Genomic DNA, 26,242 nt, shown 5'->3' with positions numbered 1-26,242 from the left:
ACTGAGATGCTTGGGACATTCGTATCCATGCCTGCCGCACGGCCCTTCGGGGCCGTTTTTGTTTTTCCTGTGCAGGGGGCGGTGCGATGACGCGTGCGTTCGATGCGGCCATGGATCGTTTCCGGCCGGCGTTGCCGCTGGGGGTGGCGTTGAGTGGCGGGGCGGATTCGACGGCGCTGCTGCATGCGTGTGCCGCGCGCTGGCCGGGGCAGGTGCATGCGCTGCACGTGCACCATGGGTTGCAGGTTGCAGCCGATGGGTTCGAGGCGCATTGCCGGGCGCTATGCGAGCGCCTGGACGTGCCGCTGCGTGTTGCACGGGTGGATGCGAGGCACGCCGCAGGTGAAAGCCCGGAGGACGCGGCGCGACGGCATCGCTACGAGGCCCTGCGGACGCTGGCAGAGGGCGAAGGCGTGGTGGCGGTGGTTGAGCGCTCGCCCGACTCAGGCTCAGGCTCGGATTCGGGGCAGGGCGGCTCACGGGATGGGAAGGAAGGCGGCAACAGCATGACGGAAGTGCAACCCGCGCTGGCATCCATCGCGCTCGCCCAGCATGCCGACGATCAAGTCGAGACGGTGCTGCTTGCGCTCTCACGCGGCGCGGGCGTGGCAGGATTGGCGGCCATGCCGGCTTTCTGGCGGCGCGGCGGCATGGACTGGCACCGGCCGCTGCTGGACGTCGCAGCCGCAGACATTCGCACCTGGCTGACCGCGCGCGGCGAGGGCTGGGTCGAGGATCCGACGAACGCGGACGAGCGCTACACCCGCAACCGCATCCGCGCGCGGCTGCTGCCGGCGTTGGAGGCTGCGTTCCCTCAGTTCCGCGACACCTTCGCGCGCAGCGCATCGCATGCGGCGGAAGCGGCCGTGCTGCTGCGTGAACTGGCCGAGGCCGATCTGCAGGCCATCGGGCAGCCGCCGCGCATCGCCGCGTTGCGCGCCCTCGGCCGCGAACGCCAGGCCAATGCGCTGCGCCACTGGCTGCGCACGGCGCACGCCACCACGCCCACGGCCGCGCAGCTCGGCGAACTGCTCGACCAGGTCGCCGCCTGCGCCACGCGCGGCCACCGCATCCGCATCAAAGTGGGACGGGGCTTCGTGGAGCGCCAGGGCGACGAACTCGGTTGGTACAATTGACGGGTTTTGGTCTTCTCTCTCATTCGCACGAAACACGGCGGCGCGCCAAAACACCTCAGCCACAGAGCATAGGGTGCCTACGAGGTCCCGGGGCCTGTGAGGCGCAGGGGGCCTTCCATCCCGCAGGTCCGCTCCTGTGCCTTTCCCTCCTTTCGCGCCGCGGCCTTCGTACCGTCACCCCGGATATCCAATGGCATTGATCGTTCACAAATACGGCGGCACATCGATGGGCTCCACGGAGCGCATCCGCAATGTCGCCAAGCGCGTCGCCAAGTGGGCACGGGCGGGCCACCAGATGGTGGTGGTGCCCAGCGCCATGAGCGGCGAGACCAACCGCCTGCTCGGCCTGGCCAAGGACCTCGCTCCCTCGCGCGCCTCCTCCGCCTACCACCGCGAACTCGACATGCTCGCCGCCACCGGCGAACAGGCTTCTTCCGCCCTGCTGGCCATCGCTCTGCAGGCCGAAGGCATGGAGTCGGTGAGCTACGCCGGCTGGCAGGTGCCCATCCGCACCGACAGCGCCTACACCAAGGCCCGCATCGAATCCATCGACGACCAGCGCGTGCGCGCCGACCTCGCCGCCGGCAAGGTGGTGATCGTCACCGGCTTCCAGGGCATCGACGAGCACGGCCACATCACCACGCTGGGCCGTGGCGGCTCCGACACCTCGGCCGTGGCCGTGGCTGCGGCGATGAAGGCGGCCGAATGCCTGATCTACACCGACGTGGACGGCGTGTACACCACCGACCCGCGCGTCGTGCCCGAGGCGCGCCGCCTGCACACCGTGAGCTTCGAGGAAATGCTGGAGATGGCCAGCCTCGGCAGCAAGGTGCTGCAGATCCGCTCCGTGGAGTTCGCCGGCAAGTACAAAGTGCCGCTGCGCGTGCTCTCCAGCTTCACGCCCTGGGACATCGACATCGAGGAAGAGGCCCGCTCCGGCACGCTCATCACTTTTGAGGAAGACGAAAAAATGGAACAAGCCGTCGTATCCGGCATCGCTTTCAACCGCGACGAAGCCAAGATCTCCGTGCTGGGCGTGCCCGACAAGCCCGGCATCGCCTACCAGATCCTGGGCGCCGTGGCCGACGCGAACATCGAGGTGGACGTCATCATCCAGAACCTCAGCAAGGACGGCAAGACCGACTTCAGCTTTACGGTGAACCGCAACGACTTCGCGCGCACCGTCGATCTGCTCAAGGAAAAGGTTGTGCCCGCCCTGGGCGCGCAGGAAGTTGTCGGCGACGCCAAGATCTGCAAGGTGAGCATCGTCGGCATCGGCATGCGCAGCCACGTCGGCGTGGCTGCCCGCATGTTCCGCGTGCTGAGCGAAGAAGGCATCAACATCCAGATGATCTCCACCTCCGAGATCAAGACCTCCGTCGTCATCGACGAGAAGTACGTCGAACTGGCTGTGCGCACCCTGCACAAGGCCTTCGAGCTCGACCAGCCCGCAGCGGCGGCCGCCTGATTGCCCAAAGACGCTCAAATTTTGGGTTAGAATAGTGGGATTGGAAACGTGACCGAGTGGCCGAAGGTGCTCCCCTGCTAAGGGAGTATGGGGTGTAGAGCCTCATCGAGGGTTCGAATCCCTCCGTTTCCGCCAAAGCATGAACCCCTAAGGGATTGATTCTCTTAGGGGTTTTTTGCATCTGGTTCTCGGCCTCGCCAGTCCATCCCTAAATCGCCTTTTTCTGGTCCGGCGCCGGGCCCGAAATGCCAGCGTTCACGGCGGCCCGATTGGCCCCGCGGTCAGCCGACGGGATCCACTTCGCATAGTCCCGCATCATCGCCTGCACGCTGTGGCCGTGCTGCAGGGCTAACGGCTCGCCCCGGCCATTAGCGCGAGCATCGCGCTGGTGTCGCGGCACTTCCTCGGCGCCTGGTAGCGCATGCCCGCCTTCCGGAAGGCGGTGCGCCAGATGTGGCGCTGCGATTTCAAATTGAGATCGGGATCTACGGGCCCCCGGAAGGAAATATGGCCGGGTGTTTCGATTCGCTTGAGCGTGGTCAGGATGAGCGTTCGTATGGGAGATAATGATCTCTCATACTAGGATAGGAGGGACTGTGGCAGAGTTCGAAGCAAACAGTTTTTTAGGTTTTTCGTCGGAAGCAAGACTCTTGATTGCCGGCTTGAGGTCTGCTTGTGCAAGGCTGCGCGATAACAAAAAGTTAAATGATGATCAAGCGAATTATGTTTTAATAAATAAACTAGCTTTACTGATTAAAGAGCTTTCAGAATTAAAAATTGGCAGCAAAAATGCTTCCAATTTAACCAAATTGGCAGAGGAAATTTACAAGAATGTTCATGAATTTTATGAGAGGTGTTTGAAAAAAATTATATTGTCCGATCAAGAAAAGGCTGAGCTTGATTCAATTTTAATAAATGCAAAGAGGCTTGTGGCTGTGTTTTCTCCTTCGGGCGATATAAATGCAGAGGAGCACGCTGCTTGGAGAGGGAGGAGTAATGAACTGCAAAAACTCGCCATCGAGTTGCGAGCGAGGTTTGCTGCCTTATCAGGAGCTGCAGAGTCCACAGAGCAAAAAATGGCGGCGATTGAAGCTCGCTTGAATGCGCTCAGCGAATCGGGCGGTGAATCGGCGAAAATAGTTAGTGACATGACTCAACGTCTTGAGCGAGATGCGAAGATAGAGTTCATGCTCCGTGCAAAAGCCATTCAAGATGAGCTTGAGGAGGTTCAAACGGGTATCCGATCTCAGGCGGAGTTGTTCGGGGGCTATCACGAACAAGCGAAAAATATGCTCGGTCAGTTGAGTTCTACTATATTGTCTGGTGGTTATATAGGAAGCGCCCAAAGCGAGGAGAGGTCGGCAAACTTATTTCGCTGGCTTTGCATTGGATTAATGGGGCTAACTGTTGCTTTTTTGGCATATACAATTTTGCAACTCAGTTTCAATAGCATTGATTGGAAAAATGCATTAACCAGACTTGTTGCAACTCTGCTTATGGCGGTTCCTACAGCTTATCTAGCTAGGGAGTCGGGAAAGCACCGTCATCAAGCCAACAAACTACGTAGAACATCGCTAGACTTCCACGTGCTAGAGCCATTTTTACAGAAGCTGGAAGGCGAGTTTGGTACTAAATTGAGAACCGAATTGGCACAACGAGTTTTTTTTGTCGAAGGTGGCGAAGATAAAGCACCCTCCTACGCGATTGATCCGCAGGAATTGATTATCAAAATTTTAGAGGCATTGTCAAAAGTTGGTAAGCGCTAAAACTTTTCTCAAGAGCGTCGAGCGCAGTTCACGGGGTGACCCATCCTCCCAGATACTGGCACCTTTTCGAAGGAAAGGGTAAATGTGACTGGATCGGGAGTCCAGCGCGGCCAGCGGGACTACGCGCTGACCTTTAGAGCGGCTAACACCTCCTTCTTACCTGCGCAGAGCAGCTATGCTTGGTTCCCTTATGGCAAGAAGACCGGTCAGCAAAGAACTGTGGCGACAGCTGCAACCCCTTATCCCGACCTTCGTGCCATTTGCCAAAGGCGAAGCGCGCAGACGCACCGTCAGCGACGAGGTGGCCCTCAATGACATCCTGTTCGTGCTGCACACGGGCATCGCCTGGGAAGATCTGCCGTAGTCCCTGGGCTACGGCAGCGACATGACGTGCTGGCGACGGCTGCGCGACTGGAACACTGCCGGGGTGTGGCAGAAACTTCACCATGCAATGCTCGTTCGCCTGTGCGAACTTGACCAGATCGATTGGAGCGGGGCGAGCATCGATGGCTCGTCGGTACCAAGCCCCCCCGGGGGGGCAGGAAACGGGCCCCAACCCTACGGACAGAGGGGAGCCTCTCACAACCGCCACCAGCCAGTTTTTCCGGCGTGTCGTCAGATTCCAGCGCCCCGAATGCGCTCGGACACCTGCTCGGTGGGTGGGACGCAGCCCATGTACAGGGGCCTTTGCCCCCCGCAAGGCTCACGCTTTTGACGGTTGCAGGCGCACCCGTGCCTTGGCAGCCGATGGCTTGAAGAACGCATCCACTTGCCGATGCAGGAACGACGCCAGGCGCTTGAGGTTGTAGCAGGCAGCCATCATCGTCATCGCCACCGTGGCGCGGGTCTGCCCGATCGTGCGAACGAACTTGCCGCCCAGGTGACGGAGACCGGCAAACACATGCTCCACCTTGGCACGCTTCTTTGCGATACGCTGGTTGCGCCTTTGCTGGCACTCGCTCAGCGGCTTGCCCGGCCGGGCCCTGCGTTGCATCGCGTCCACCAAGCCCAGCACCTTGAGTAGCTGCTGGCGCTGCCGGCTCGCGTAGGCCTTGTCCGTATGCACTGCACGCCCGGTGTTGTGTATGTCCAGCACCTCATCGAAGTGGTGCCCGTCGTGCTCGCTGGCCGTGCCCGTGCAGATCCTGCGGATGAAGCCGTGCTTGAGGTCCACGCTCACGCTCAGCTTGTAGCCGAAGTAGCTTGCCGTGCTTCTTCGTGTGCGTGGCGTCCACATCCTTTTGCCGGCGCTCGGCCTCGCTCCAGTCGGGCGTTCTGCCTTCGGCCAGGGCCTCGCGTTCCTGCCTGTCCAGGCGCTGGCGGGGCGCGGGCACCAGCGTGGCATCGATGGCCTGTCCGCCCCGGGCGATATAGCCATGGCGGTGCAGTTGCGCATCCACACCCTGGAACAACGCCGTCGCCCCGTCAACGCCCAGCCGCTCGCCGAAGCGCCAGATCGTGTTGCGGTCCGGCACGTTCATCGCGTCTTGCAGCAGACAAAAGCGCTGATAGCTCGCCCGGTCCAGCAACTGGTATTCCATCTGCTCGTCCGACAGGTTGTACAGGCGCTTCAAGACCAGGATGCGCACCATCACCTCGATGGGATAGGCCGGCCGACCACCCTTGCGGCCATCGCCGCGCTCGATGAGTGCATCCACCAGCCGCGCCAGCTCGGCGAAGTCGATGTGCCGCGCGATCACCTGCAACGGATCGCCCACTTCATCTCTCTTATGCTGGCGCGACGCCTCGGCAAACATATCGAACTTCAAGGCGCTGCGAGGAGAGATCATGGCAAGGAGGACGGCTCAGGTCTTGTCGGTGAACAAGGGAGTGGCCGGGTTTTGAGAGGTTCCCTGTAGTGCCTGCTTTGCGGTGTCATACCTTGGCTTTGGGCTCCTCGAGATGGATAGGGCGCCGCGCCGCAGCCGCTGTGGTACGCAATGCCCTGCAAAGGCTGCGTCCTGGAGTGCTCCGGTCCCAACAGAAACTTCTAGTTGTAGGCTCGCCCTTACGGGCACAGCCGGCATTGCCCCGCGACCGCCGCGACCCGTGCCGCCTACGATTTGCACCGAGGCATGGAGCTTTTCATCCCTGCCCGCAATCCATCACCGAAAGGACTTCATCATGAACACCGATCAAATCAAGGGCACCCTGAAGGAAGCCGCTGGCAAGGTCCAGCAAAAGACCGGCGAAGTGTTCAACAGCCCGGAGCAGCAGGCAAAGGGCATGGCCAAGCAGGTGGAAGGCAACGTCCAGAAGAACTACGGCGATGCCAAGGAAAACATCAAGGACGCCACGAAGTAATCTTCGTTCCTCGCAGGCCCCGGCGCGCCGTACGGCGTCCCGGGGCCTTTTCATGCCTGGGCCATCGTGCAGCGCGGGTCATGCCGATCCCGCTACGAGCCCGCGATCTGCTCGCGCAGCCACTGGTGGGCCGGATCCCGGTGGACCCGTTCCGGCCAGAGCATGAGCATGTCGAAACCGGGGACCTCCAGGGGTGGTTCGACGATCTTCAGCCCCGCGTTGCCGCGCACCAGCCGCGAGGGCACCATGGCCACGCAGTCGGTGCTGGCAAGCACGGCCGCGAGGAACAGGAAATGGGGAACCGACAGCGCCACCCGCCGTTCGAGCCCGAATTTCGCCAGGGCCGCGTCGGTCGCCCCGTGGAAGCCGCCGCCGTCGGGAGAGACGATCGCATGGTCCAGCCGGCAGAACTGCGCCAGGGTAGGGCGGCGCCTGAGCCCGGGATGGCCTGCGCGCCCCGCCAGGACGTAACGCTCCGTGAAGAGTCGCCTGCGCCGCAGGTCCGGGGGCGCCTGCTCCCCCGTGTGGAAGGCGAGATCGATATCCCCCTGTTCCGCCTTGGCCGCCAGTTGGGAGGGGGGCACCTGCACGACGGCCAGGCGGCCATGGGGCGCCGACGCGCGCAGGCCGGCCAATGCAGGCAGCAGCACGGCGTGTTCACCATAGTCGAATGCGGCCACGCGCCATGTCTGGCGGGAGTGCGCGGGATCGAAGGGCCCTGGAGGCGCCACCGCCTGGGCCAGGGCGGACAGGGCATGCCGCAGGGGCTCGCGCAGTTCTTCCGCGCGTGCGGTGGGCCGCATGCCGCGCGGACCCGGAAGCAGCAAGGGATCCGCGAAGAATTCGCGCAGGCGGGCCAGTTGCAGGCTCACGGCAGGCTGTGACAGGTGCAGCCGTTCGGCGGCCCGGGTGACGTTGTGCTCGACCAGCAAGACATCGAGGGTGACCAGCAGATTGAGGTCCAGCTGTCGCAGGGAATTGGTCATGCAAATACCAGGAATCCTTGGAATTCATTTCCAATATACCTTGGGCGAACCTATCGTTGCGCCATGAACATTCTCCTCGTACATGCCCACCCCGAACCGCGTTCCCTGAACGGCGCGCTCAAGGATTTCTCGCTCAAGCGCCTGCAGCAGGCAGGCCATGATGTCCAGGTATCCGATCTGTACGCCATGCGCTGGAAGGCCGGCCTCGATGCGGACGACGATTCCGCCGCGCCGGCCGGCGAGCGCTTCCTTGCAACGGAGCATTCCCTGCGCGCTTTCGAGCGCGGCACGCAGAGCAGCGACATCGCGCAGGAGCAGGACAAGCTCCTCTGGGCCGATGCCTTGATCCTGCAGTTCCCGCTCTGGTGGTTCTGCATGCCGGCATTGCTCAAGGGCTGGGTGGACCGTGTGTACGCCTGCGGTTTCGCTTATGGCGTCGGAGAGCACTCGGACAGCCACTGGGGCGACCGCTATGGCGAGGGAACCCTGGCCGGCAAGCGCGCGATGCTGGTGGTGACGGCCGGAGGGTGGGAATCCCACTACGGCCCGCGCGGCATCAACGGGCCGATCGATGACCTGCTGTTTCCGATCCAGCACGGCATACTGTTCTATCCAGGGTTCCAGGTGCTGCCGCCCCATGTGATCTACCGCACGGGAAGGATCGACGAGGCAGGCTTCGCAGGCACCTGCGACGCGCTGGGCCACCGGCTGGACCGGCTCTTCACCGACGACCCGATCGCCTTCCGGCGGCAGAACGCCGGGGATTACCGCATTCCGGCGCTGACATTGCGCGAGGACATCCTGCCCGGAGCGTCCGGGCTGGGCATCCACGTATCGACGCCGCGGTATTGACCGGAGCGCAATGTCACATCGGCAGGTCGGCGAAGGAGGGGGCGGGGGACGCTTCCGTCTTCGCCGGCTGTTCTGCGGGCTGGCGGCTCCAGCGCCGCAGGCCATCGCGGCCCCCGGCGGAGCGCAGCAGCAAGGCGCCGCCGATGGCGGCATGCAGCACGGCACGGGTACGGCTGCGGGATACCAGGGCCCAGAACAGCAGGCCCGCGCCGGCGATGGCCGCGGCGGTGTGTTCGTTCGGCGCGCTGGCGCGGCTGTCGTCGTAGTCGAGCAGGTGACGCACGGACTGGCGGAGGTGTTCGTTGTGCATGGCGTGGGTTTCCTTGGCTGGACAAGCGAAAGAGCCACCTTACGTGACGCGCGGGGCTGGAGGCGTCGGCCTGAATCCCGCAGCGCCGTAGGCTGCCGCGAACGTGCACGCGGGGCGCCGCTGCGTCCCACGAAAAAGGCCAACCGGGCGTCCCCGATTGGCCTTGGATGCATACCCTGTGGCGCCGGGCTCCGCACCGACCCGGAGGCAAGGCGGTGCCCACCTGCAGGGCCAGGCTGGCGTGCCGCTCAGCGGTCGTTCTTGTGGCTCTGGCGGCCCGCCTGGGCGTGCTGCTCGCTGCTGCCACCGCGCGTGCCGCCGCCGCTGTTCTGGCTGCCGCCGCTGCTGTTCTGCTGGTTGTTGTTGCCGCCGCCGCCGTGGCTCATGCTGCCGGCGCGGCGTGCTTCCTCGGAGTTGAACTCGTGGGCATTGCCGCTCGCATGCGCGGCGCGTCCGCCTTCGGCGGCGATTTCGCGTTGGCGCTCGGGGTCCATGCCGGCGAATCCGCGGCCGGAACCGCCACCCTGGTTGCCTTGGTTGTTGCCTTGGTTGCCTTGGTTGCCTTGATTGCCTTGATTCGATGCCATGTGATTTCTCCTTTGGAACATTACGAATGGTGAGTCGGATGTGACCGCGCAGTGCAGCGCTGTCGATGAGGCAGAGGGCAACGGACATGCCATCCGCTGCACCCGCAGCACGGCATTAAGCGGCCTGCGGGGCTGGATGGCCATGGCCTGTTACGGATGCGCCGAGGGACACCGCCCCGGTTGCATGGAAACGAAACAAAGGGTTTGGCCGAGCAGCAGGCGCTGGTTCCGGCCGCGCGCCGGCGTTGCCGTGCTGCTGCGTGCAGTAGAGCGTTGCTGGTCATTTCTTCACGCACTGCCGGATTTGCGGCAATGCTTGCAAATCCCTCTGCGAGTGCCGGAGCGGCAACGCGGCACTGGTGTAACGCGGCCCGTATCCTGCGCGGCTTCCTACGTGGCGTGCCGGACGGGGCGCGAATCATGGATCGCTCCCTTTCCCACGATGAACAGCACGCAACGCAAGGAGTTTTCATGGAAGCCACCACCACGGGTATGAACCGCACGGGCGCCTCGGCGTCGCCGGCCGGTGCGCAGGCGATGGAGGATGCCGTCGAGCGGTACTCGCCACCTGGTCCCATCGATCTGTCGCAGAGCAGGGAAATCCGCCTGCTGTACGCGCAGGAAGCCGGGCCGCTCGGCACCGTGCCGCCACCCACGTCGCTCGGCAGCATGGTGCGCACGGGCGTGAGCAAGCTCATGGGCGAGCATCCCGAGATCCTCATGGACAAGATCGGCGAACGCATCGCCTTCGAGCGCGGCGGCACGCGGCTCTATGACGCGCTGATGGTGAAGTACCAGGCCGCCGTGAATGCCGGCGCGAAGGTCCCCACGCCGGCGGACGCGGTGAAGGCGGCAGGCGGCACGGACGATGTCGCGCTGCAGGCGGACGCCTCGGCACTGGCGACCCTGCAGCGCATACGCGCGGAAGAACTGCAGCACTTCCAGATGCTGTGCGATGCCATGCGGCAGCTCGGTGGCGACCCCACGGCGCAAACGCCGTGCGCGGACGTGATCGCCACCGCGTCGATGGGTTTGATCCAGGTGGTGTCGGACCCTCGCACGACGCTGGCGCAGGCACTTTCGGCCATGCTGACTGCGGAGCTCACCGACAACGCAGGCTGGGAACTGCTCATACAGCTGGCGGAGCAGGCGGGGGAAACGGACCTGATCAGCGAGTTCGCGCAGGCGCTCACCGAGGAGCAGCGTCACCTGGTCACCGTGCAGGCCTGGCTCCAGGCGCTGGTGGTCTCAGGCCCGCTGCCCAGCGATGCGGTGTGAGCGCGCCCGCTCCCGATCTTTCCCCGCGCTTTCTTCCCCGGTTCTATTTCCGAAAGGACAACCCATGACGATCCATCTTTTCCAGGACAAGGGCACCGCCCTGGAGCGCCAGCGCCTGAGCTGGAAGGACATGGTGGGCAAGCCCATCAGCAAGCTCGACGATGATGCCTTCACGCGCGTGCGCGCCATCCTCATGAACGGCGTCGAGCTCGATGCGCTACGCACCAAGCAGGTCCTGCTGCGCATGAATGCCGACGCGCGTGTGGAGATCGCGCAGCTCATGCGCGTGGAACAGCACCAGGCCACGACGATCAACTGGCTGATCGGCGCCGACCATTCTCCGCTGGAGACCACGATCGGCTACGAGCAGACGGCCATCGAGGTCACGGCATCGGTCGCCCAGCTGGAGCCCGACGACTATCTCGCGCAGGGCTACCGCTACGCCCTGCTCGAGGATTTCGACCATCTTTACCGCTACAGCGCGCTGCTGGACCGGCTGGAGGGCAAGGACGCCAACAACATCACCCAGGGCTATACGGACATCGTGCCGTCGCGCCCGACCTGGGTGCACCACCGTGCGCCGGAGCACGACCTGCTGGAGCCCTACGGGCCCGGTGCAGCGCTGGCGACCAAGCTGCATGCCCTCACGCTGACAGGGGGCGAGTACCAGACGCACGACTATTACATGAACATCGGCCCGCTCTTCTCCGACCCCGTGGCGCGGCAGCTCTACGCGGAGATCGCGTCCGTGGAGTCGCAGCACATCACGCATTACGGATCGATGCTGAACCCGCGCGAGACGCCGCTGGAGAAGCTGCTGATCGCCGAGGCCTGCGAGGTGTGGAACTACGCGGGTTGCGTGCAGCAGGAAAGCAATCCCCGTGTGCGGGCGATCTGGGAGATGTTCCTGGACTATGAACTGGGACACTTCCAGGTGGTGCAGGAACTCTTCAAGCGGCTGGAGCGGCGCGACCCCGCCGAGGTGATCGGTGACGGCGCACTGCCGGCCTTCATCAAGTTCGAGAGCCACCGCGACTACCTGCGCCAGGTGGTGGACGCCGAAACCGACTATCGCAAAAACGGCACGCAGTTCGTGCAGACGCCGCAGGAAGAGGGCGCATCCTCGCTGGCCTACCGCGAAGCGGTGAACCAGAACGGTTCGCCTTCGCGGGCCGCGTCCGCCTCGTATGCCTGGACGGCAGGGACCGAGCTCGTGCGTGAGGCCGAGGCGGTGGAAGTGGTGGCTGCCACGTAGATGACGCCCAGCGGCGGGGCCCGCGGGTCGCTATCCGCGGGATCGCATGTGCGCCTGGATGAGGCGCTGCAGTTCGCGCACGTCCAGCGGCTTGACCATGTAGGCGTCGAAACCGGCCTCGCGCGCCTGCTCGCGGTTGTGGTCCTGGCCCCAACCCGTCGCCGCCACCAGCAGCATGCGCGCGCCGGCCGGATCGGCACGCAGCGCCCGCGCCACCGAAATGCCGTCGAGCCCCGGCATGCCGAGATCCAGCACCGCCACATCCGGGCCCAGTTCCCGCGCCTTGCGCAGCGCCTCGTGCCCGTCAGCGGCGGTGGCCACGGTGCAGCCTTCCAGCAGGTGCGAGATGGACCAGGTGACATCGACGTTGTCGTCCGCCAGCAGGACGCTGGGCACGGGGGCACTGGCGCTCACGCCCTCATCCGGGACCTGCGCGCGGGCTGCGCCATCGGCGGAGCGCTGGGCAGGCAGGGGCAGCTGCACGGTGAAACGGCTGCCCTGGCCGGGCCCTGCGCTTTCCCCGCGCACCGTGCCCTGGTGCATTTCCACGATGTTGCGCACCAGGGCGAGACCGATGCCCAGGCCCTGGGTGTGCCGCATGCCGGCATCGGGGCTTTGCGAGAACATCGTGAACATGTCGTCCACGGTCTCCGGATCCATGCCGATGCCGTTGTCCTCCACGCGCAGGTAGATGGAGCCGCCTTCGGTCCAGGCCGACAGCCGGATGCGGCCGTGGTCGGGTGTGTACTTCGCCGCGTTGCTCAGCAGGTTCGCGAGCACCTGGGCGATGCGCACCGGGTCCGCGAGGAGCATGACGGTATCTGCAGGAAGTTCCTGAACGAAATCGTGGCCCGCGGCGCGGATGGCGCCGAGAGTGGCTTCCAGGGCAGCTTCGACGATCTCGTCCAGGGGGACTTCGCGCTGCTGCAGCACCATGCGGCCCAGCCGCAGCCGGGACAGGTCCATGAGATCGTCCAGCAGCACGGCCATGGCGCGCGCCTGCCGCTGCACGATGCGCGCTGCCTGGTCGCGGTCGCCCGTGGCGGCGCCTTCGGTGGCCAGCACCGCGGATGCGCCGGCAATCGACGCCAGCGGGTTGCGCAACTCGTGCGACAGCACCGCCAGGAACCGGTCCTTCGTCGCGTCGGCCGCCTGCAGGGCTGCGCGGGCCTCTTCGTTTTCGCGCAGCGCCTTGAGCAGGTCGGCCCGGCTTTGCTCGAGTGCCTGCTGGCTCGCGCGCTGGTCGCTCTGGTCCCGCAGGATCTTGACGAAACCGACGACCGTGTCCGCGTCGTCGTGCATGGGCATGAGCGCGCCGCTGGCCCAGAAGCGGCTGCCGTCCTTGCGCTGGTGCAGGCGGTCGTCGAGCGCGCCGCCCGTGGCCAGTGCCGTGCTCGTTTCGGAAAGGGGCGCCCCGGCGGCCCGGTCTTCCGGCGTGAAGATCATGTCCGCGAGCTGGCCCACGGCCTCGTTCTCGCTGTAGCCGAGGATGCGCTCCGCCCCGCTGTTCCAGGTCGTGATGCGGCGGTCCAGATCGGTGGAGAAGATGGCGTATTCCACCGCGTTCTCGATGACCAGCCGCAGGCGTTCGGTGCTTTCGCGCAATGCATTCTCGGCACGCTTGCGTTCGCTGATGTCGTTGCACACCACGATCGAGGCCGTGGGGCCGCCGTGCGCATCGGCCAGATAACTCACGCTGTTGTGCAGCCAGAGCGTGCTGCCGTCCTTGCGCAGGCACCGCTTCTCGATGTGGAAGGGTTCGCCATGTTCGGCGAGGCGCCGCATCAGGTGGGCGCTCAACTGGCGGTCCGCCGGATGGATCAGGTCGAGCAGCTGCGTGCCGATGAGTTCGTCGTGCCCGTAGCCCAGCATGTGGCTGTAGTGCCGGTTGACGAAGGTGATGTGGCCATCCAGCTCCGTCTGCACCACGCCCACGACGGCCTGGTTCACGATGGCGCTGAAGCGGTCCTCCGAGCGGCGCAGCGCCTCCTGGCCCTGCTTGCGCTCGGAAATGTCTACGAAGGTCAGCACCACGCCCGCGATGCGGTCGTCCAGCGTCCGGTAGGGCAGCATGCGCACGAGGTACCAGTTGCCGTCGCTGGCGCCCACCTCGCGCTCCACCAGTGCGAGGCGTTCGAGCACCCTCCGGGCGTCTTCGGAAAGCTCCGGGTACTGCAGCTGCGTGCGCAGGTGGGACAGCGGCCGCCCCACGTCGGTGGCGATGAGGTTGAAGAGGGTGACGGCCGACGGCGTGAAGCGGGTGATGCGCAGGTCTCGGTCGAGGAACACCGTGGCGATGGCTGTTGCGTCCATCAGGTTCTGCATGTCGCTGTTCGCATGCCCCAGCTCGTCCACTTTGCTCTTGAGCTCGTGGTTGACCGTCGTCAGTTCCTCGTTGATGGACTGCAGTTCTTCCCGGTTGGTCTCCAGTTCCTCCGTCGCGGAGCGCAGCTCCTCGTTCATCGCCTGAAGCTCTTCGTTGCTGGCCCGCAGTTCCTCCGTGGAGGCTTCGTATTGCTCTATGGTGCTGCGCAGTTGGGCGTTCAGCAGTTCCAGTTCGCGGTCCAGCTGTTCCGCAGCCGTGTCCTGGGGCACTTCGGCGGCCAGGTGATGGGCCGCGGGCAGTTCGGGCAGCATCTGCAGCAGGACAAGCGCAAGCCCCGGCCCCAGTTCCGGCACGGGCCGCACCTCGGGCGCCACGCGCACCCTGCCTCCCGCCGCGTCCACCGGCGTCGCCGCCAGCCGCATGGGCTGGCCGGTGCGGCCTGCGCGGTAGAGCGCCGCCCGCAGTTCGATGCGCAGCGCGGGGTGGATGAGCCGCATGAGGTTGCGCGAAGGCTCGCCGCCGTGGAAGACCAGGAAGCGACCTGCCGAAGGCGACATGTGCAGGATGTTCTGCTCGCCGTCCACCAGGATGGAAGGCGGCGCGAGTTGCTCCAGCAACCGCAGGTGCACTTCGCCCCACGGCAGCGCCTTCTCTCCGGCGGCCTGCGCGGGCGGGCGCTCGGTGTCCGCGAAGTAGGGGACCATCGCTCCGGCATGCACGACGGGCCCCTGGTGGGCGGCGTGCTGCGCATGCAGCGCCGCGGCGGCAGGCGCCAGGCCCCCGGGCCGCAGCAGATCCGGGTGCGCCGAGGTCTGGTGGCCGTACAGGCGGTGCAGCTTGTCGATCACGGAAAACCGTGTGTCACCGTCGTCCACGGATTCGGCGGACCCGAGGAACAGGAGCTTGCCTGGCAGCAGGGCGAAGTGGAAGGTATCCAGCACCCGGTGCTGGGCTTCCCGGTTCAGGTAGATGAGCAGATTCCGGCAGGAAATGAGATCGAGCCGCGAAAAGGGTGAATCCCTGAGCAGGTCGTGCACCGCGAACAGCACGCTTTCGCGCAACTCGCGCCGCACCCTGTAGCCGCCGCGTTCACGCACGAAGAAGCGCCGCAGCCGTTCGGCAGACACGTCGCTCTCGATCGCCGCGGGATAGAAGCCGTCCCGGGCCGCTCGGATGGCGGCGTCGTCCAGGTCTGTGGCGAAGATCTGCAGCACGGGGGCCGTGTCGAGCGTGCGGGCGTATTCCGCCAGCAGCATGGCGATGGAATAGGCTTCCTCGCCCGTCGCGCAGCCCGCCACCCACACGCGCAGCGTGTCCGCGCCGGTCTTGCCCTGGAACAACTGCGGCAGATGGCTTTCCAGCGCCGCGAACGCAACGGGATCGCGGAAGAAATTCGTCACGCTGATGAGCAGGTCCTGCAGCAGCGCTCCCGATTCGCCCGGCCGGGTGCGCAGGCAGTCCAGGTAGCCGGACATCGTGCCGATGCCGTTCACCTGCATGCGGCGCCCCACCCGCCGCACGACCGTGGCGCGCTTGTAGTCGCCGAAATCGCGACCGGTGCGGTGGCGCAGCAGCGCCAGAACTTCGCGCAGTGCGGCCTCGTCATCGGCCGCATCGCCGCCCGATGCCGGCGGTTCGGTGCCGTGCGGCGGCGCCAGGTGCAGCCGGGGGGCCATGCGGTGGTATTCCATCACCCGCGCGGCCATCTGGGCCGCAGGCAGCACCCAATCGATCATGCCGGTGGCGATCGCGGATCCGGGCATGCCGCTGGCGTAGGCTTCTCCCGGGTCCTGGGCGATGGTGAGGCCGCCGCGCTCCTTGATCCGCTTGATGCCGATGGCCCCGTCCCCGTCCGCCCCGGACAGCACGATGGCGGTGGCCCGCGTGCCGTGCGAGTCGGCCAAGGTCCGGAACAGCAGGTCCACCGCCACATGCTGCTGCCGGTCCGGCGGCAGCGGCGCGAGTGCGATCGCGCCGTCGTGGACCTCGAGGATCTTGCGTGGCGGCACCACATAGACGGTGTCCGCCTCCATGGTCACCGCACCGGTCACCTGCTGCACGCGCAGCTTCGTGGCACGCTGGAGCAGCTCGGCCAGCATGCTTTCATGGTCCGGAGACAGGTGGAGCACGACCACGAACGCCATGCCGGGGGAAGCCGGCATCGCGGCGAAGAAATCACGCAGTGCCTGGATGGCGCCCGCCGATCCACCCAATCCGACCACCGGCAGTCCGGCGCCGCCGGATGCGGCGCAGCCGTTTGCCGCACCGGCCTCGGCCTCCTCGGCAGGGCCCGGGGTGATCTCGTCCATCTCTTGTCCTTGTGAGGGCGCACCTCGGTGCGTGGAATGCGGCTGGGGCGACGATGCTAGCGCAATCCGCGATGTCGGCAGATCAAAAAACGGGATAGCAGTGCTGCCTGCTCATCCGTATGCGCTCATGGGAAATTTTTACAGGCATCAGGCCTCGCCGTATCTGCAAAATTGTCAAAAACGGTCTCCATCGCAGGCATGCCGTTTGCCACCACCATGGGCATGGAGACCCAAACGACGCCCCGTTCCCTGGACGCGTACTCCCACGCGCCCGCTGCCACCGTTCCGGTGGCCCGCGACCCCCTGCGTTACCGCGAGCATGCGGGGCGCAGGGTGGGCATCCTGGTGTGGCCCAGCGGCGATGGCTGGCGCGGTGCGTGGTCGATGGGCAGCGGTGCCTGGTATGCGGTGCGCGGGCGTTGGGGCAGCGAGGATCTTGCCGCGGAGAAGACTTTCCTCGCAGCCCGTTCCTCCCTGGGGCAGGATGGCCTGCGCCGCCGCCGGCCGTCCGCACCGCCGGCGCATTGCCCGCCCACGCTCTGCGGGGACGGGGGCGGGGAGATCGGCGAGCGTGGCCAGGCGCCCGCGTTGCGCGCAGCGTCCGAGCAATGGAACGAGCTGCGCCGCGACTGGCAGACGGCCGAGATGCGCCTGGCCCGGCGCCAGTCGGCGATCTGCCTGGGCGAGGGCTCCGCAGAGCATGCGGAGAACGCCAAGAGCCTGCGCGATCTCGAGCGGGAAGCCGAAAGCGCGCGCCAGCGGATGGATGACTATCTCAACGTCGTGCTGCGCATGCTGAGGCCCCAGGCGGGCAGCGGAGCGTCCTGAGACGCCGGCAACCTCCTGCCGTCGCTCACTCGTCGATCGCGGCGCTCCAGCGGCTGCCCCAGTCGCGGGCCTGGTCGATCTCGCGCCGGTCGCGTTTCGTGGGGCGGCCTTCCTGCAGCGTCGCTGCCGGCTCGGGGGCCAGCCTGCGCATCTCGGCAGCCTGCGCACGAGCGGCGATGCTCTCGGCCGTTTCTTCATACAGCTGTTGTGCGACCGGCGCCGGGCCGCGCATGGCGCTGAGCCCGCGCACGACGACCGTGCGTGGAACCTGGCCCTGGCGCAGCGCCACGGTATCGCCGCTGCGCAGCTCCCGCGACGCCTTGGCAGCCTGCCCGTTCACCGTCACGCGGCCCTTGCCGATTTCTTCCGCCGCGAGGGCCCGCGTTTTATAGAAGCGCGCACACCACAGCCATTTGTCCAGGCGCATCGATTCGGGAGGGGTCATGGCGGCATTTTCCCAGAGATCTACCGTGCCCCACACCCGGCAGGCCACCGTCGGCGAAGATGGCTGACACGGTTTTCGCCCGGCAGTGGCGAGACTGGTCGGCATCGCCTTCCAGCTGCCGGCCTGCCGGCCTCGTGCCATGCGCTCTTTCCTTCATCCCCTTGCGCTTCGGGCCGCTGACCTCGCCCGGGTGGCTGCGCCCCTGGTCGCCGTGGCCGTGCTTGCCGGCTGCGGCGATACCGCCCGCCTGCCTGCGGATGCGGGTATCGGACCACGACCCACGCTGCCGCAACCGAACCCATCCCTGATTCCCACCGTGCATATCGCTCCCGCCAAGGGATGGCCGGACGGGGGCGCGCCGCAACCCATGGCCGGCCTGTCCGTGACACCATTTGCCCGCGGGCTCGCGCATCCCCGCTGGGTGATGGTGCTCCCCAATGGCGACGTGCTCGTGGCCGAGAGCGACAAGCCCGCGTCCGAAGACCCACCGCCGGACGACGGATGGGTCAAGAAGGTACGCAACTGGGTCATGGGCAAGGTCATGGCCCGGGCCGGCTCCGGCAACCCATCGGCCAACCGCATCACGCTCCTGCGCGATGCCGACGGGGATGGCGTGGCGGAAACGCGCAGCGTGTTCCTGCAAGGGCTGAATTCTCCGTTCGGCATGGCGCTGGTCGGCAGTGACCTCTACGTCGCCAACACCGATGCCGTCGTGCGTTTCCCCTATGCCGAGGGCCAGACGGCCATCACGGCCGCGCCGGCCAAGGTGGCGGACCTGCCCGCGCGGCCGCTCAACCACCACTGGACCAAGAACCTCATCGCCAGCCCCGACGGCGCGAAGCTGTATGTCACCGTCGGGTCCAACAGCAACGTGGGGGAAAACGGCATGGAGGCCGAAACCGGCCGCGCAGCCATCTGGGAGGTGGACCGCGCCACGGGCACGCACCGCACGTTCGCCAGCGGCCTGCGCAATCCCAATGGCATGGGCTGGGAGCCAGTCTCCGGCGCGCTGTGGACCGTGGTGAATGAACGTGACGAAATCGGCAGTGACCTGGTGCCGGACTATCTCACCTCGGTGAAGGACGGCGGCTTCTACGGCTGGCCCTACAGCTATTGGGGCGGGAACGTGGATGCGCGCGTCCAGCCTCCCCGGCCGGACCTCGTCGAGAAGGCCATCGTGCCGGATTACGCCCTGGGCAACCACGTGGCGCCGCTGGGCATGGCTTTCGCCGGTACCGGCGGCCCTGCCGCGCAACCCGTGGCGCCGCAACTTGCGCAAGGCGCCTTCGTTGGCCTGCACGGCTCGTGGAACCGCAAGCCGCGCAGCGGCTACAAGGTGGTGTTCGTGCCGTTCAGGAACGGCAAGCCCGACGGCATGCCCCTGGACGTGCTGACCGGATTCGTGAGCGGCGATGGCGACGCCTGGGGCCGGCCCGTGGGCGTGGCGCTCGATGCGCGGGGCGGCCTGCTCGTGGCCGACGACGTCGGCAACACCCTGTGGCGGGTTGCGGCGGCGCGGCCGTGACAGTCGTGGAGGCGCGACTTTCTCACCCGTCCTTCATCACTTGCCGGATCGACAGCTCCACCGCTTCATGACCGGTTCCGAGAAGTTCGGGTCGTATTCCACTGTGCAGGCTGCCACCTCCACCGGCAACGCCCGGGTGGCGATGGCGGAAGTACCTCCATATTCACAGGCTACCCAGTAGGGTTGGTCGCGGCGCTCCAGTTCCCAGGTGGCGGTCGGCGATTTTCCCCTCTTGCTTTCCTTCGTAGGGACCAACTGGGCTTTCTGCTCGGGCGGCCCCGCAAAGAACGACACTGTCACCAACGGGTGGCTCTTGCGAGTACCTTCGGCCTGCCAGCCAGGCTCCGCGACGTTATCCGGCGTTTGCCGTACGTGCAGTTGCGCCGGGCATTGCATCGACGGTAGTGCTTCCTGGCCGGCATTGACAGCCTGCGCTGCATGTGCTGCCCCCCCGGTTAGAGCGACGGAAACTGCGGCGAGCAGGGCGGGAAGAGCGTGCATGTTCTTTCTTCAATGCGAGCGGATGGGGACCAGGACTGGTTGCAATGCGGCATCTTATGCACGACGGAACCCCGAACTGGATTTCAACCGCTCTACCTCTGCATCCGAAGTGGCGGCAGCACCAGGGCGCGTGTCTCCCTGAACCGCCGCCCTTCCTCCACCAGCCAGTCCCGCACGCGCAGCATGGCAGGCCCCGCCTGGGGTGAGCTCACGAAGGAATAACGTGCCCGGGAAAGCGTGCTCCACGAGCACAGCGGCACCAGGCGACCTGCCGCCACATCCTCGAGCACGAGTGCGGCCCGGCCCATGGCGATGCCCTGGCCGGCAATGGCCGCTCCCACCGCCAGCTGGGAAAGGTTGAACTGGGGGCCGCCTCCCCAGTCCGGGCATGGGGCACCCTGCGCCGAGAACCAGTGCTGCCACTCCTCGAACGTATCGGCTCCTTCCCAGGCACTGCCGTCGTGCAGCAGCCATTCCGGTTGCAACCTGGCCGGGGCATCCCGCAGATCCGGGTGGGCCGCGACGAAGGCCGGGCTGGCCACGGGAACCAGCCATTCGTCGAGGAAACCGGTGGCTTCCAGGTCGGTGTACTCCCCCGGGTCGAAGCGGACCGCGGCCTCGACCCCATCGCGCACCATGCGGGTGCGGTCGAGGCGATGGAATTCGCCGAATACGCGCAGCCCCGCATCGGGATGCTGCCGGAAGAACTCGCCCAGGCGGGGCGTGAGCCACTGCATGGCGAACGAGGGCGAGCAGCTCAGCGTGGCCGCCGCGTGGGCCGGGGCCGGGCGCCGCATCTGCGCCAGCGTGTTCTCGATGGCCTCGAAGCTTTCGCGCAGCACCACGGCCAGCCATTTGCCTTCCGGGGTGGGTACCAGCAACCGCGGGGTGCGCAGGAACAGGGGGCGGCCCAGCCAGTTCTCCAGTTGTTTGACCTGCTGGCTCACTGCGCCCTGGGTGATGCACAACTCCGCGGCGGCACGGGTGAAGCTGCCCTGCCGTGCAGCCGCATCGAAACAGCGCAACCAGGCCAGCACTGAGTTGGAAAGGCGTGAATCCATCAATGAAACTAATGCTGATGTCAATATAAATGCATTGCACGGCCGCAGACACCCGCACAAGAATGCGTGCAACGTTTTCTTCTGCTTTTGCATGACCGAAACCCACCGCCCCGAAGCCCAGGACGCCGCCTTGCAGACGCTGCGCCGGGCCGATCCCTGCCTCTGGTTCAATCCTCATCGCAGTGCGGACATTCCCGCGGCCATGCGGGCAGGGGATCGCCACATTAGTCTGCATGATACGCAGGCTGCCGCGGACCGGTTCCGCCGCTTCGCGGGCCTGATGGCCCGGCTGTTTCCCGAACTCGAGGCAGCGGGCGGAATCATCGAGTCGCCGCTGGTCGAGGCGGGCGCACTCCCGGAGGCCATCGGACTGGAGCCTGGTTGCGGCCGGCTGTGGATCAAGGCGGACCACGGCCTTCCCGTGGCGGGCTCGATCAAGGCGCGAGGTGGCATCCACGAGGTGCTGGAATTCGCGGAAGCCCTGGCCCTGCGCGAAGGGCTGCTGTCCGCCGGACAGGATTGCCGGGTGCTGGCCGAGCCCGTTGCGCGCGAAGTGTTCGGGCGCCACCAGGTGGCGGTGGGCTCCACGGGCAACCTGGGCCTGAGCATCGGCGTGGCGGCTTCGGCGCTGGGCTTCCGGGCGGCCGTGCACATGTCTGCCGACGCGAAGGAATGGAAGAAGGAGCGCCTGCGCCGCCGGGGCGTCGAGGTGGTGGAGCACACCGGCGACTACGAGCGCGCCGTGGCGGCGGGGCGCAGCCAGGCGCAGGCCGATCCGTTCAGCCATTTCGTGGACGATGAGCGCTCCCTGTCGCTGCTGCTGGGGTACAGCGCCGCGGCGCTGCATTTGCGGGGCCAGTTGGCGGAGCAGGGCATCGCGGTGGATGCCGCCCACCCGCTGTTCGTCTATCTGCCGTGCGGGGTCGGGGGAGCGCCCGCGGGCATCACCTTCGGGCTGCGACAACTGCTCGGGCCGCATGTGCACTGTTTTTTTGCCGAGCCGGTGCAATCGCCGTGCTTCCTGGTGCAGATGGCCGCGCCGGCCGGCACGCACCCGTCCGTATACGACCTCGGCCTCACAAACCGCACCGAGGCCGACGGCCTGGCAGTACCGAGGGCGTCGCTGCTGGCGGCCGGGCTCATGCAGCCCCTGCTGTCGGGCATCTTTACCGTCCGCGACGACACTCTGTTCGAGCATCTCGTGCGGGTGCTGGATGCCACGGGCGAGCGTATCGAACCCTCCGCCGCGGCAGGCTTCAGCGGGCCTGGCTGGCTCGCGGATTCGGACGCCGGCCGCCACTGGCTGAGGACCCAGGGCCTGGACCGGCACCTGCCGCAGGCCACGCACCTCGTCTGGACCACGGGCGGGCTGTTCGTGCCCGAATCCGAGCACCAGCGCTTCGAGGCCCGCGGCCGGGCCCTGCTGGAAGCTGCCTGAGCCGCGCCGCTTCTGACCCGTCCATCTTCCATTCACCACCCGGAGAGACCACCATGAACCGCGCCAAGAGGATGCTGCTGTCCGCCATCGCCTGCTGCCTGGGAGGCGCCGCGCTGGCCCCGGCCTTCGCACAGGAAGCCTACCCGGCCAGGCCTGTCACCCTGGTGATCCCGTTCCCGCCCGGGGGCGCCACGGATGTGCTGGGCCGTGTCATCGGCAAGAAGCTGGGCGATGTGCTCGGCCAGAGCGTGGTGATCGACAACCGCGCGGGTGCCGGCACGGTGATCGGGGCGTCCTACGTCGCCAAGGCCGCGCCGGACGGCTACACGCTCCTGATGAGCTCGGGCACCACCTTCACCGTCAATCCGGCCGTGCGCGCCAAGCTTCCCTACGATCCCGTGAAGAGCTTCGAGCCGATCGGCATCACGGGGCGCACCGGGCTCATCCTGCTGGCCGGCAAGAGCGTGCCGGCCAACGACGTCAAGCAGTTCGTGTCCCTGGTCAAGGCCGGGCCGGACAAATACTCCTATGGCTCCTTCGGCTCCGGCACCACATCGCAGTTCGCCGGCGAGGCCTTTTTCCACCTGGCGGGCCTGAAGATCCAGCATGTGCCTTACAAGGGCAGTGCGCCGGCCATGGTGGACCTCATGGGTGGCCAGATTCCCTTCACGGTCGATACGGTCGCGGCCGCGATTCCCCAGCTGAAGGAGGGGAAGATCAAGGCCATCGCCGTCACTTCGGCCAGGCGTTCCTCGCTGCTGCCGGACGTGCCCACGCTCGCCGAGAGCGGCTACGCGATCGACATGGATACCTGGCTGGCGATGGTGGCTCCGGCCGGCCTGCCGCCGGCCGTGAAGGCCCGCCTGGAGCGCGCGCTGGCCCAGGTGATGGAAGACCGCGAAACACGCGAGAAGCTGCTGGCCAACGGTTTCGAGCCGGCCTATGGTTCGTCCAGGGCGCTGGCCTCGCTTATCGAGAAGGAATTGCCCCTGATGCGCGCCGTGGCCCAGCGCGCCGGAATCACCGCCGACTGAGCACCTGACCGGCTTTTCCGGTATTTTCAAGCCTCCAGGAGACAACGCCGCCTTCCAGGGCGGCGCACCACATGACACAGACCGCATCTTCCTCCGCTTCCCTCGTCGAGTTGACCGCCCCAGAGTTGCGCCTGCGGATCGCCCGCCGCGAAATCTCGCCCGTCGAACTGCTCGATGCCTGCATCGCGCGCATCGAGGCCCTGAACCCCTATGTGAACGCCATCACCGCCACCTGTTACGACCGCGCCCGCAGCGAGGCGCGCGAGGCGGAGCGGGCGGTGCTGCGCGGCGATGCCCTCGGCCTGCTGCACGGCCTGCCGCTGGGCGTGAAGGACCTGGAGGCCACGCAGGGCCTGCTCACCACCTACGGCTCGCAGATCTACCGCGAACACATCCCCGCGGAAGACAACGTGCTGGTCGCGCGCCTGAGGCGCGCTGGTGCGATCGTCACGGGCAAGACCAATATCCCCGAGATGGGTGCCGGCGCCAATTCCCGCAATACGGTGTGGGGCGCCACGGGCAACCCCTTCGATCCCCGCCTGAACGCGGGGGGCTCATCCGGCGGCTCGGCCGCGGCCCTGGCCTGCGACATGCTGCCGGTCTGCACCGGATCCGATACCGGCGGCTCCCTGCGCATTCCCGCGGCCAAATGTGGCGTGGTGGGGTTCCGGCCGTCGCCCGGCGTGGTGCCGAGTTCCCGCAAGCTGCTGGGCTGGACGCCGATCTCCGTCGTGGGGCCCATGGGCCGCACCGTGGAAGAGGCCTGCCTGCAGCTTGCGGCCACGGCGGGCATGTCGGCGGGCGATCCGCTCAGCTATCCGCTGGATCCGGCAATGTTCCTGTCCCTGCCCGAGGTGGACCTGTCCACGCTGCGCGTCGGTTACACGGAGGATTTAGGTGCCTGCGCCGTGGACGACGGCATCCGTGCGACGTTCCGCGGCAAGATCGCCGCCATGCGGCACCTGTTCCGCAGTTGCGATCCCATCGCGCTGGACCTGGGCGACGTGCACCGCTGCTTCGACGTGCTGCGCGCCGAGGCCTTCGTGGCGGGCACGCGGGAGGCCTATGAGCGCGATCCCGCCAGCCTGGGGCCGAACACCCGGGCGAACTACGAGATGGGTGCAGCCATGACGCTCATCGACAGCGCCTGGGCACAGGCGGAGCAGACGCGCATCCTCGCGCGCTTCCAGCAGGCGTTCGAGTCGTTCGACGTGATCCTGGCCCCGACCACGCCGGTCTCGCCGTTCCCCTGGACCGAGCTGTACGCCAGCCACATCAACGGCGAACCGCAGGCCAACTACTACCGCTGGCTGGCCCTGACCTACGTCACCACGCTGACCACCCATCCCGCCCTCAGCCTGCCGTGCGGCCGGGATGGCCGCGACATGCCGTTCGGCCTGCAGGTGGTGGGCCGCTTCCGGGACGACCTGGGTACCCTGGCCATCGGCCGCGCGATGGAGCAGTCCTTTGCCGGTATCAGGGAGCTGCAGCGCCCGCGGCCTGCGCTGGAACGGCTGGCCCCGGTCGAGCCGGCGCTGACGTCGCTCGTGACCACTGCACCCGACGCCCGCGACGCCCGCGGGGAGCCGCGCCTGGACGGCTCGGGCAGCCAGGGAGCCGCCCAGGCCTCTGCGGTCTGACCGTCGTCGGCTGATCGACAGGAAAGGAATCGGCATGACCGAACTGGTGGACTTCCTCGTGGTGGGTGCCGGCATTGCCGGCGCCTCGGTCGGCTGGGAACTCGCGCATGCGGCGCCGGGCGCCCGAGTGCTCGTGCTCGAGCGCGAACCGCAGCCCGGCTACCACACCACCGGCCGCTCCGCGGCGCTCTTCATGGAAACCTACGGCACGCCGCAGATACAGGCCCTCACCCGCGCCAGCAGGGCGTTCTACGACCATCCGCCCGAGGGCTTCGCCGATGGCCCGATCCTCTCGCCCCGGGGCGTGGTGTACGTGGCGGGCCCGGACCAGCTCGACCTGCTGGATGCGGCGCTGGCGGACGCCCTGCAGCGTTCGCCGAACGTGCAGCGCGCCACCCGCGAACAATTGCTGGAGTGGCTGCCGTGCCTTCGGCCGGATGCGGTGGCGGCCGGCATGCGCGAGCCCGGCGCGGCCGACATCGACGTACATGCACTGCACCAGGGCTATCTGCGGGGGCTGCGCCAGCGGGGTGGCCGCCTGGTGCCGGATGCCGGCGTGACGGCCATCGAAAGGCAGGACGGCGCCTGGCACGTGCATCTCGCGTCAGGCGCCACTGTGCGCGCCCGCGCCATCGTCAACGCGGCCGGGGCCTGGGCGGACGAGGTGGCCGCCATGGCCGGCGTTCTTCCCATCGGCCTGGAGCCGCGGCGGCGCACGGCCTTCACGTTCCCGGTGCCGGCGGGCATGGACGCATCGGGCTGGCCTGCGGTGGTGGGCATCGACGAGAGCTTCTATTTCAAGCCGGATGCCGGGCAGCTCCTGGGTTCTCCCGCCAACGCGGATCCCACGCACCCGCACGACGTGGTGCCCGAAGAGCTCGACGTGGCCACCGGCATCTGGAACATCGAGCAGATGACGACTTTCCAGATCCGCAGGCCCTCGCACACCTGGGCGGGGCTGCGGTCCTTCGTCGCGGATGGCGACATGGTCATCGGCTGGGACAACCACGTGGGAGGGTTTTTCTGGCTGGCGGGGCAGGGCGGTTACGGCATCCAGAGTGCCTCGGGCGTGGCATTGCTGGCGCGCAACCTGTTGCTGGCGGAGCCATTGGCGCCTGCATTGTCGGCCCAGGGCGTGGACCCCGCGGCCCTGTCTCCGGCGCGGCTGCGCTGAACGGGGGCCGGCCGGCCCC

Annotated in this window: 20 protein-coding genes, 1 tRNA gene and 2 pseudogenes; 15 read left to right on the top strand and 8 right to left on the bottom strand. The window is 66.7% G+C overall.

From position 1 onward, the window contains the following. Window positions 1-86: 86 nt before the first annotated feature. The 5 genes and pseudogenes from ACAV_RS13910 to ACAV_RS24385 form a co-directional block, all read left to right on the top strand. Window positions 87-1,136: a tRNA lysidine(34) synthetase gene (locus ACAV_RS13910; protein ID WP_013595207.1), complete on the top strand. Its 1,050-nt coding sequence runs from the start codon at window positions 87-89 to the stop codon at window positions 1,134-1,136. A gap of 190 nt (window positions 1,137-1,326) precedes the next feature. After that, entirely contained in the window at window positions 1,327-2,604 is a 1,278-nt protein-coding gene (locus ACAV_RS13905; protein WP_013595206.1) for an aspartate kinase, read from the top strand. Between the two features lie 42 nt (window positions 2,605-2,646). Beyond that, window positions 2,647-2,739 (top strand) — tRNA-Ser (locus ACAV_RS13900). 461 nt (window positions 2,740-3,200) lie between these two features. Beyond that, a complete protein-coding gene (locus tag ACAV_RS24660; RefSeq protein WP_013595205.1) occupies window positions 3,201-4,370 on the top strand; it encodes a hypothetical protein in 1,170 nt (389 codons plus the stop codon). 175 nt (window positions 4,371-4,545) lie between these two features. After that, a pseudogene (locus ACAV_RS24385) lies at window positions 4,546-4,945 on the top strand (transposase); the annotation flags it as partial. A gap of 128 nt (window positions 4,946-5,073) precedes the next feature. Here ACAV_RS24385 and ACAV_RS13890 read toward each other — a convergent pair. Continuing rightward, window positions 5,074-6,157, bottom strand: a pseudogene (locus tag ACAV_RS13890) (IS5 family transposase). A gap of 337 nt (window positions 6,158-6,494) precedes the next feature. Here ACAV_RS13890 and ACAV_RS13885 point away from each other — a divergent pair. Then, window positions 6,495-6,674, top strand: coding sequence for a CsbD family protein (locus ACAV_RS13885; protein WP_013595204.1), 180 nt, complete (start codon window positions 6,495-6,497; stop codon window positions 6,672-6,674). A gap of 92 nt (window positions 6,675-6,766) precedes the next feature. On the opposite strand, the gene ACAV_RS13880 is transcribed toward ACAV_RS13885, so the two are convergent. Further along, window positions 6,767-7,660, bottom strand: coding sequence for a LysR family transcriptional regulator (locus tag ACAV_RS13880; RefSeq protein ID WP_013595203.1), 894 nt, complete (start codon window positions 7,658-7,660; stop codon window positions 6,767-6,769). A 63-nt stretch (window positions 7,661-7,723) separates the two neighbouring features. Here ACAV_RS13880 and ACAV_RS13875 point away from each other — a divergent pair, with 63 nt between their 5' ends. Then, complete coding sequence (locus ACAV_RS13875; RefSeq protein WP_013595202.1) at window positions 7,724-8,512, top strand: NAD(P)H-dependent oxidoreductase; 789 nt, start codon at window positions 7,724-7,726, stop codon at window positions 8,510-8,512. 13 nt (window positions 8,513-8,525) lie between these two features. Here the strand turns inward: ACAV_RS13875 and ACAV_RS13870 are convergent, their stop codons facing one another. Beyond that, window positions 8,526-8,822 carry a hypothetical protein gene (locus ACAV_RS13870; protein WP_013595201.1) on the bottom strand — a complete coding sequence of 99 codons (297 nt, stop codon included), beginning with the start codon at window positions 8,820-8,822 and terminating at the stop codon, window positions 8,526-8,528. Between the two features lie 248 nt (window positions 8,823-9,070). Beyond that, window positions 9,071-9,409: a KGG domain-containing protein gene (locus ACAV_RS13865; protein ID WP_013595200.1), complete on the bottom strand. Its 339-nt coding sequence runs from the start codon at window positions 9,407-9,409 to the stop codon at window positions 9,071-9,073. Between the two features lie 471 nt (window positions 9,410-9,880). Here ACAV_RS13865 and ACAV_RS13860 point away from each other — a divergent pair, with 471 nt between their 5' ends. Together ACAV_RS13860 and ACAV_RS13855 are read left to right on the top strand one after the other, a co-directional pair. Next, window positions 9,881-10,687: a ferritin-like domain-containing protein gene (locus tag ACAV_RS13860; RefSeq protein ID WP_013595199.1), complete on the top strand. Its 807-nt coding sequence runs from the start codon at window positions 9,881-9,883 to the stop codon at window positions 10,685-10,687. A 64-nt stretch (window positions 10,688-10,751) separates the two neighbouring features. After that, window positions 10,752-11,942, top strand: a complete 1,191-nt coding sequence (locus ACAV_RS13855; protein ID WP_013595198.1) for a hypothetical protein — start codon at window positions 10,752-10,754, stop codon at window positions 11,940-11,942. A 30-nt stretch (window positions 11,943-11,972) separates the two neighbouring features. On the opposite strand, the gene ACAV_RS13850 is transcribed toward ACAV_RS13855, so the two are convergent. Next, window positions 11,973-16,577, bottom strand: coding sequence for a PAS domain S-box protein (locus ACAV_RS13850; protein ID WP_013595197.1), 4,605 nt, complete (start codon window positions 16,575-16,577; stop codon window positions 11,973-11,975). Window positions 16,578-16,799: 222 nt separating this feature from the next. On the opposite strand from ACAV_RS13850, the gene ACAV_RS13845 reads away from it, so the two are divergent. Further along, the gene (locus ACAV_RS13845) at window positions 16,800-17,405 is read left to right on the top strand and encodes a hypothetical protein (RefSeq protein WP_157768773.1); all 606 of its coding nucleotides are present in this window, start codon (window positions 16,800-16,802) and stop codon (window positions 17,403-17,405) included. Window positions 17,406-17,430: 25 nt separating this feature from the next. Here the strand turns inward: ACAV_RS13845 and ACAV_RS13840 are convergent, their stop codons facing one another. After that, window positions 17,431-17,850 (bottom strand): RNA-binding S4 domain-containing protein, encoded by a 420-nt coding sequence (locus ACAV_RS13840; protein ID WP_013595195.1) that lies wholly within the window; start codon window positions 17,848-17,850, stop codon window positions 17,431-17,433. A gap of 139 nt (window positions 17,851-17,989) precedes the next feature. Between ACAV_RS13840 and ACAV_RS13835 the strand changes: the two genes are divergently transcribed. Beyond that, window positions 17,990-19,375: a PQQ-dependent sugar dehydrogenase gene (locus ACAV_RS13835; RefSeq protein WP_013595194.1), complete on the top strand. Its 1,386-nt coding sequence runs from the start codon at window positions 17,990-17,992 to the stop codon at window positions 19,373-19,375. Window positions 19,376-19,411: 36 nt separating this feature from the next. On the opposite strand, the gene ACAV_RS24135 is transcribed toward ACAV_RS13835, so the two are convergent. Continuing rightward, entirely contained in the window at window positions 19,412-19,876 is a 465-nt protein-coding gene (locus ACAV_RS24135; RefSeq protein ID WP_244875468.1) for an STY0301 family protein, read from the bottom strand. A 92-nt stretch (window positions 19,877-19,968) separates the two neighbouring features. Then, on the bottom strand, window positions 19,969-20,937 hold the full coding sequence (locus ACAV_RS13830; RefSeq protein ID WP_013595192.1) for a LysR family transcriptional regulator: 969 nt from the start codon (window positions 20,935-20,937) through the stop codon (window positions 19,969-19,971). Between the two features lie 91 nt (window positions 20,938-21,028). On the opposite strand from ACAV_RS13830, the gene dsdA reads away from it, so the two are divergent. From dsdA to ACAV_RS13810, 4 genes are all read left to right on the top strand, one after another. Beyond that, entirely contained in the window at window positions 21,029-22,375 is a 1,347-nt protein-coding gene (gene dsdA, locus ACAV_RS13825; protein WP_013595191.1) for a D-serine ammonia-lyase, read from the top strand. Window positions 22,376-22,428: 53 nt separating this feature from the next. Beyond that, window positions 22,429-23,409 (top strand): Bug family tripartite tricarboxylate transporter substrate binding protein, encoded by a 981-nt coding sequence (locus tag ACAV_RS13820; protein ID WP_013595190.1) that lies wholly within the window; start codon window positions 22,429-22,431, stop codon window positions 23,407-23,409. Between the two features lie 71 nt (window positions 23,410-23,480). Beyond that, window positions 23,481-25,049 carry an amidase gene (locus ACAV_RS13815; protein WP_013595189.1) on the top strand — a complete coding sequence of 523 codons (1,569 nt, stop codon included), beginning with the start codon at window positions 23,481-23,483 and terminating at the stop codon, window positions 25,047-25,049. A 34-nt stretch (window positions 25,050-25,083) separates the two neighbouring features. Further along, window positions 25,084-26,223, top strand: coding sequence for an NAD(P)/FAD-dependent oxidoreductase (locus ACAV_RS13810; RefSeq protein WP_013595188.1), 1,140 nt, complete (start codon window positions 25,084-25,086; stop codon window positions 26,221-26,223). Window positions 26,224-26,242: the final 19 nt, after the last annotated feature.

It is taken from the genome of Paracidovorax avenae ATCC 19860 (genome assembly GCF_000176855.2).
Taxonomy (GTDB): Bacteria; Pseudomonadota; Gammaproteobacteria; order Burkholderiales; family Burkholderiaceae_C; genus Paracidovorax; species Paracidovorax avenae.
This window is presented reverse-complemented; position numbering and strand designations above follow the sequence as displayed.

Coding starts and splice junctions, on each gene's coding strand:
- ACAV_RS13830 (WP_013595192.1), bottom strand. CDS start 20,937: ATGGATTCACGCCTTTCCAACTCAGTGCTGGCCTGGTTGCGCTGTTTC.
- ACAV_RS13860 (WP_013595199.1), top strand. CDS start 9,881: ATGGAAGCCACCACCACGGGTATGAACCGCACGGGCGCCTCGGCGTCG.
- ACAV_RS13820 (WP_013595190.1), top strand. CDS start 22,429: ATGAACCGCGCCAAGAGGATGCTGCTGTCCGCCATCGCCTGCTGCCTG.
- ACAV_RS13845 (WP_157768773.1), top strand. CDS start 16,800: ATGGAGACCCAAACGACGCCCCGTTCCCTGGACGCGTACTCCCACGCG.
- ACAV_RS13855 (WP_013595198.1), top strand. CDS start 10,752: ATGACGATCCATCTTTTCCAGGACAAGGGCACCGCCCTGGAGCGCCAG.
- ACAV_RS13865 (WP_013595200.1), bottom strand. CDS start 9,409: ATGGCATCGAATCAAGGCAATCAAGGCAACCAAGGCAACCAAGGCAAC.
- dsdA (WP_013595191.1), top strand. CDS start 21,029: ATGACCGAAACCCACCGCCCCGAAGCCCAGGACGCCGCCTTGCAGACG.
- ACAV_RS13880 (WP_013595203.1), bottom strand. CDS start 7,660: ATGACCAATTCCCTGCGACAGCTGGACCTCAATCTGCTGGTCACCCTC.
- ACAV_RS13905 (WP_013595206.1), top strand. CDS start 1,327: ATGGCATTGATCGTTCACAAATACGGCGGCACATCGATGGGCTCCACG.
- ACAV_RS13875 (WP_013595202.1), top strand. CDS start 7,724: ATGAACATTCTCCTCGTACATGCCCACCCCGAACCGCGTTCCCTGAAC.
- ACAV_RS13840 (WP_013595195.1), bottom strand. CDS start 17,850: ATGACCCCTCCCGAATCGATGCGCCTGGACAAATGGCTGTGGTGTGCG.
- ACAV_RS13850 (WP_013595197.1), bottom strand. CDS start 16,577: ATGGACGAGATCACCCCGGGCCCTGCCGAGGAGGCCGAGGCCGGTGCG.
- ACAV_RS13815 (WP_013595189.1), top strand. CDS start 23,481: ATGACACAGACCGCATCTTCCTCCGCTTCCCTCGTCGAGTTGACCGCC.
- ACAV_RS13835 (WP_013595194.1), top strand. CDS start 17,990: ATGCGCTCTTTCCTTCATCCCCTTGCGCTTCGGGCCGCTGACCTCGCC.
- ACAV_RS13870 (WP_013595201.1), bottom strand. CDS start 8,822: ATGCACAACGAACACCTCCGCCAGTCCGTGCGTCACCTGCTCGACTAC.
- ACAV_RS13910 (WP_013595207.1), top strand. CDS start 87: ATGACGCGTGCGTTCGATGCGGCCATGGATCGTTTCCGGCCGGCGTTG.
- ACAV_RS13885 (WP_013595204.1), top strand. CDS start 6,495: ATGAACACCGATCAAATCAAGGGCACCCTGAAGGAAGCCGCTGGCAAG.
- ACAV_RS13810 (WP_013595188.1), top strand. CDS start 25,084: ATGACCGAACTGGTGGACTTCCTCGTGGTGGGTGCCGGCATTGCCGGC.
- ACAV_RS24135 (WP_244875468.1), bottom strand. CDS start 19,876: ATGCACGCTCTTCCCGCCCTGCTCGCCGCAGTTTCCGTCGCTCTAACC.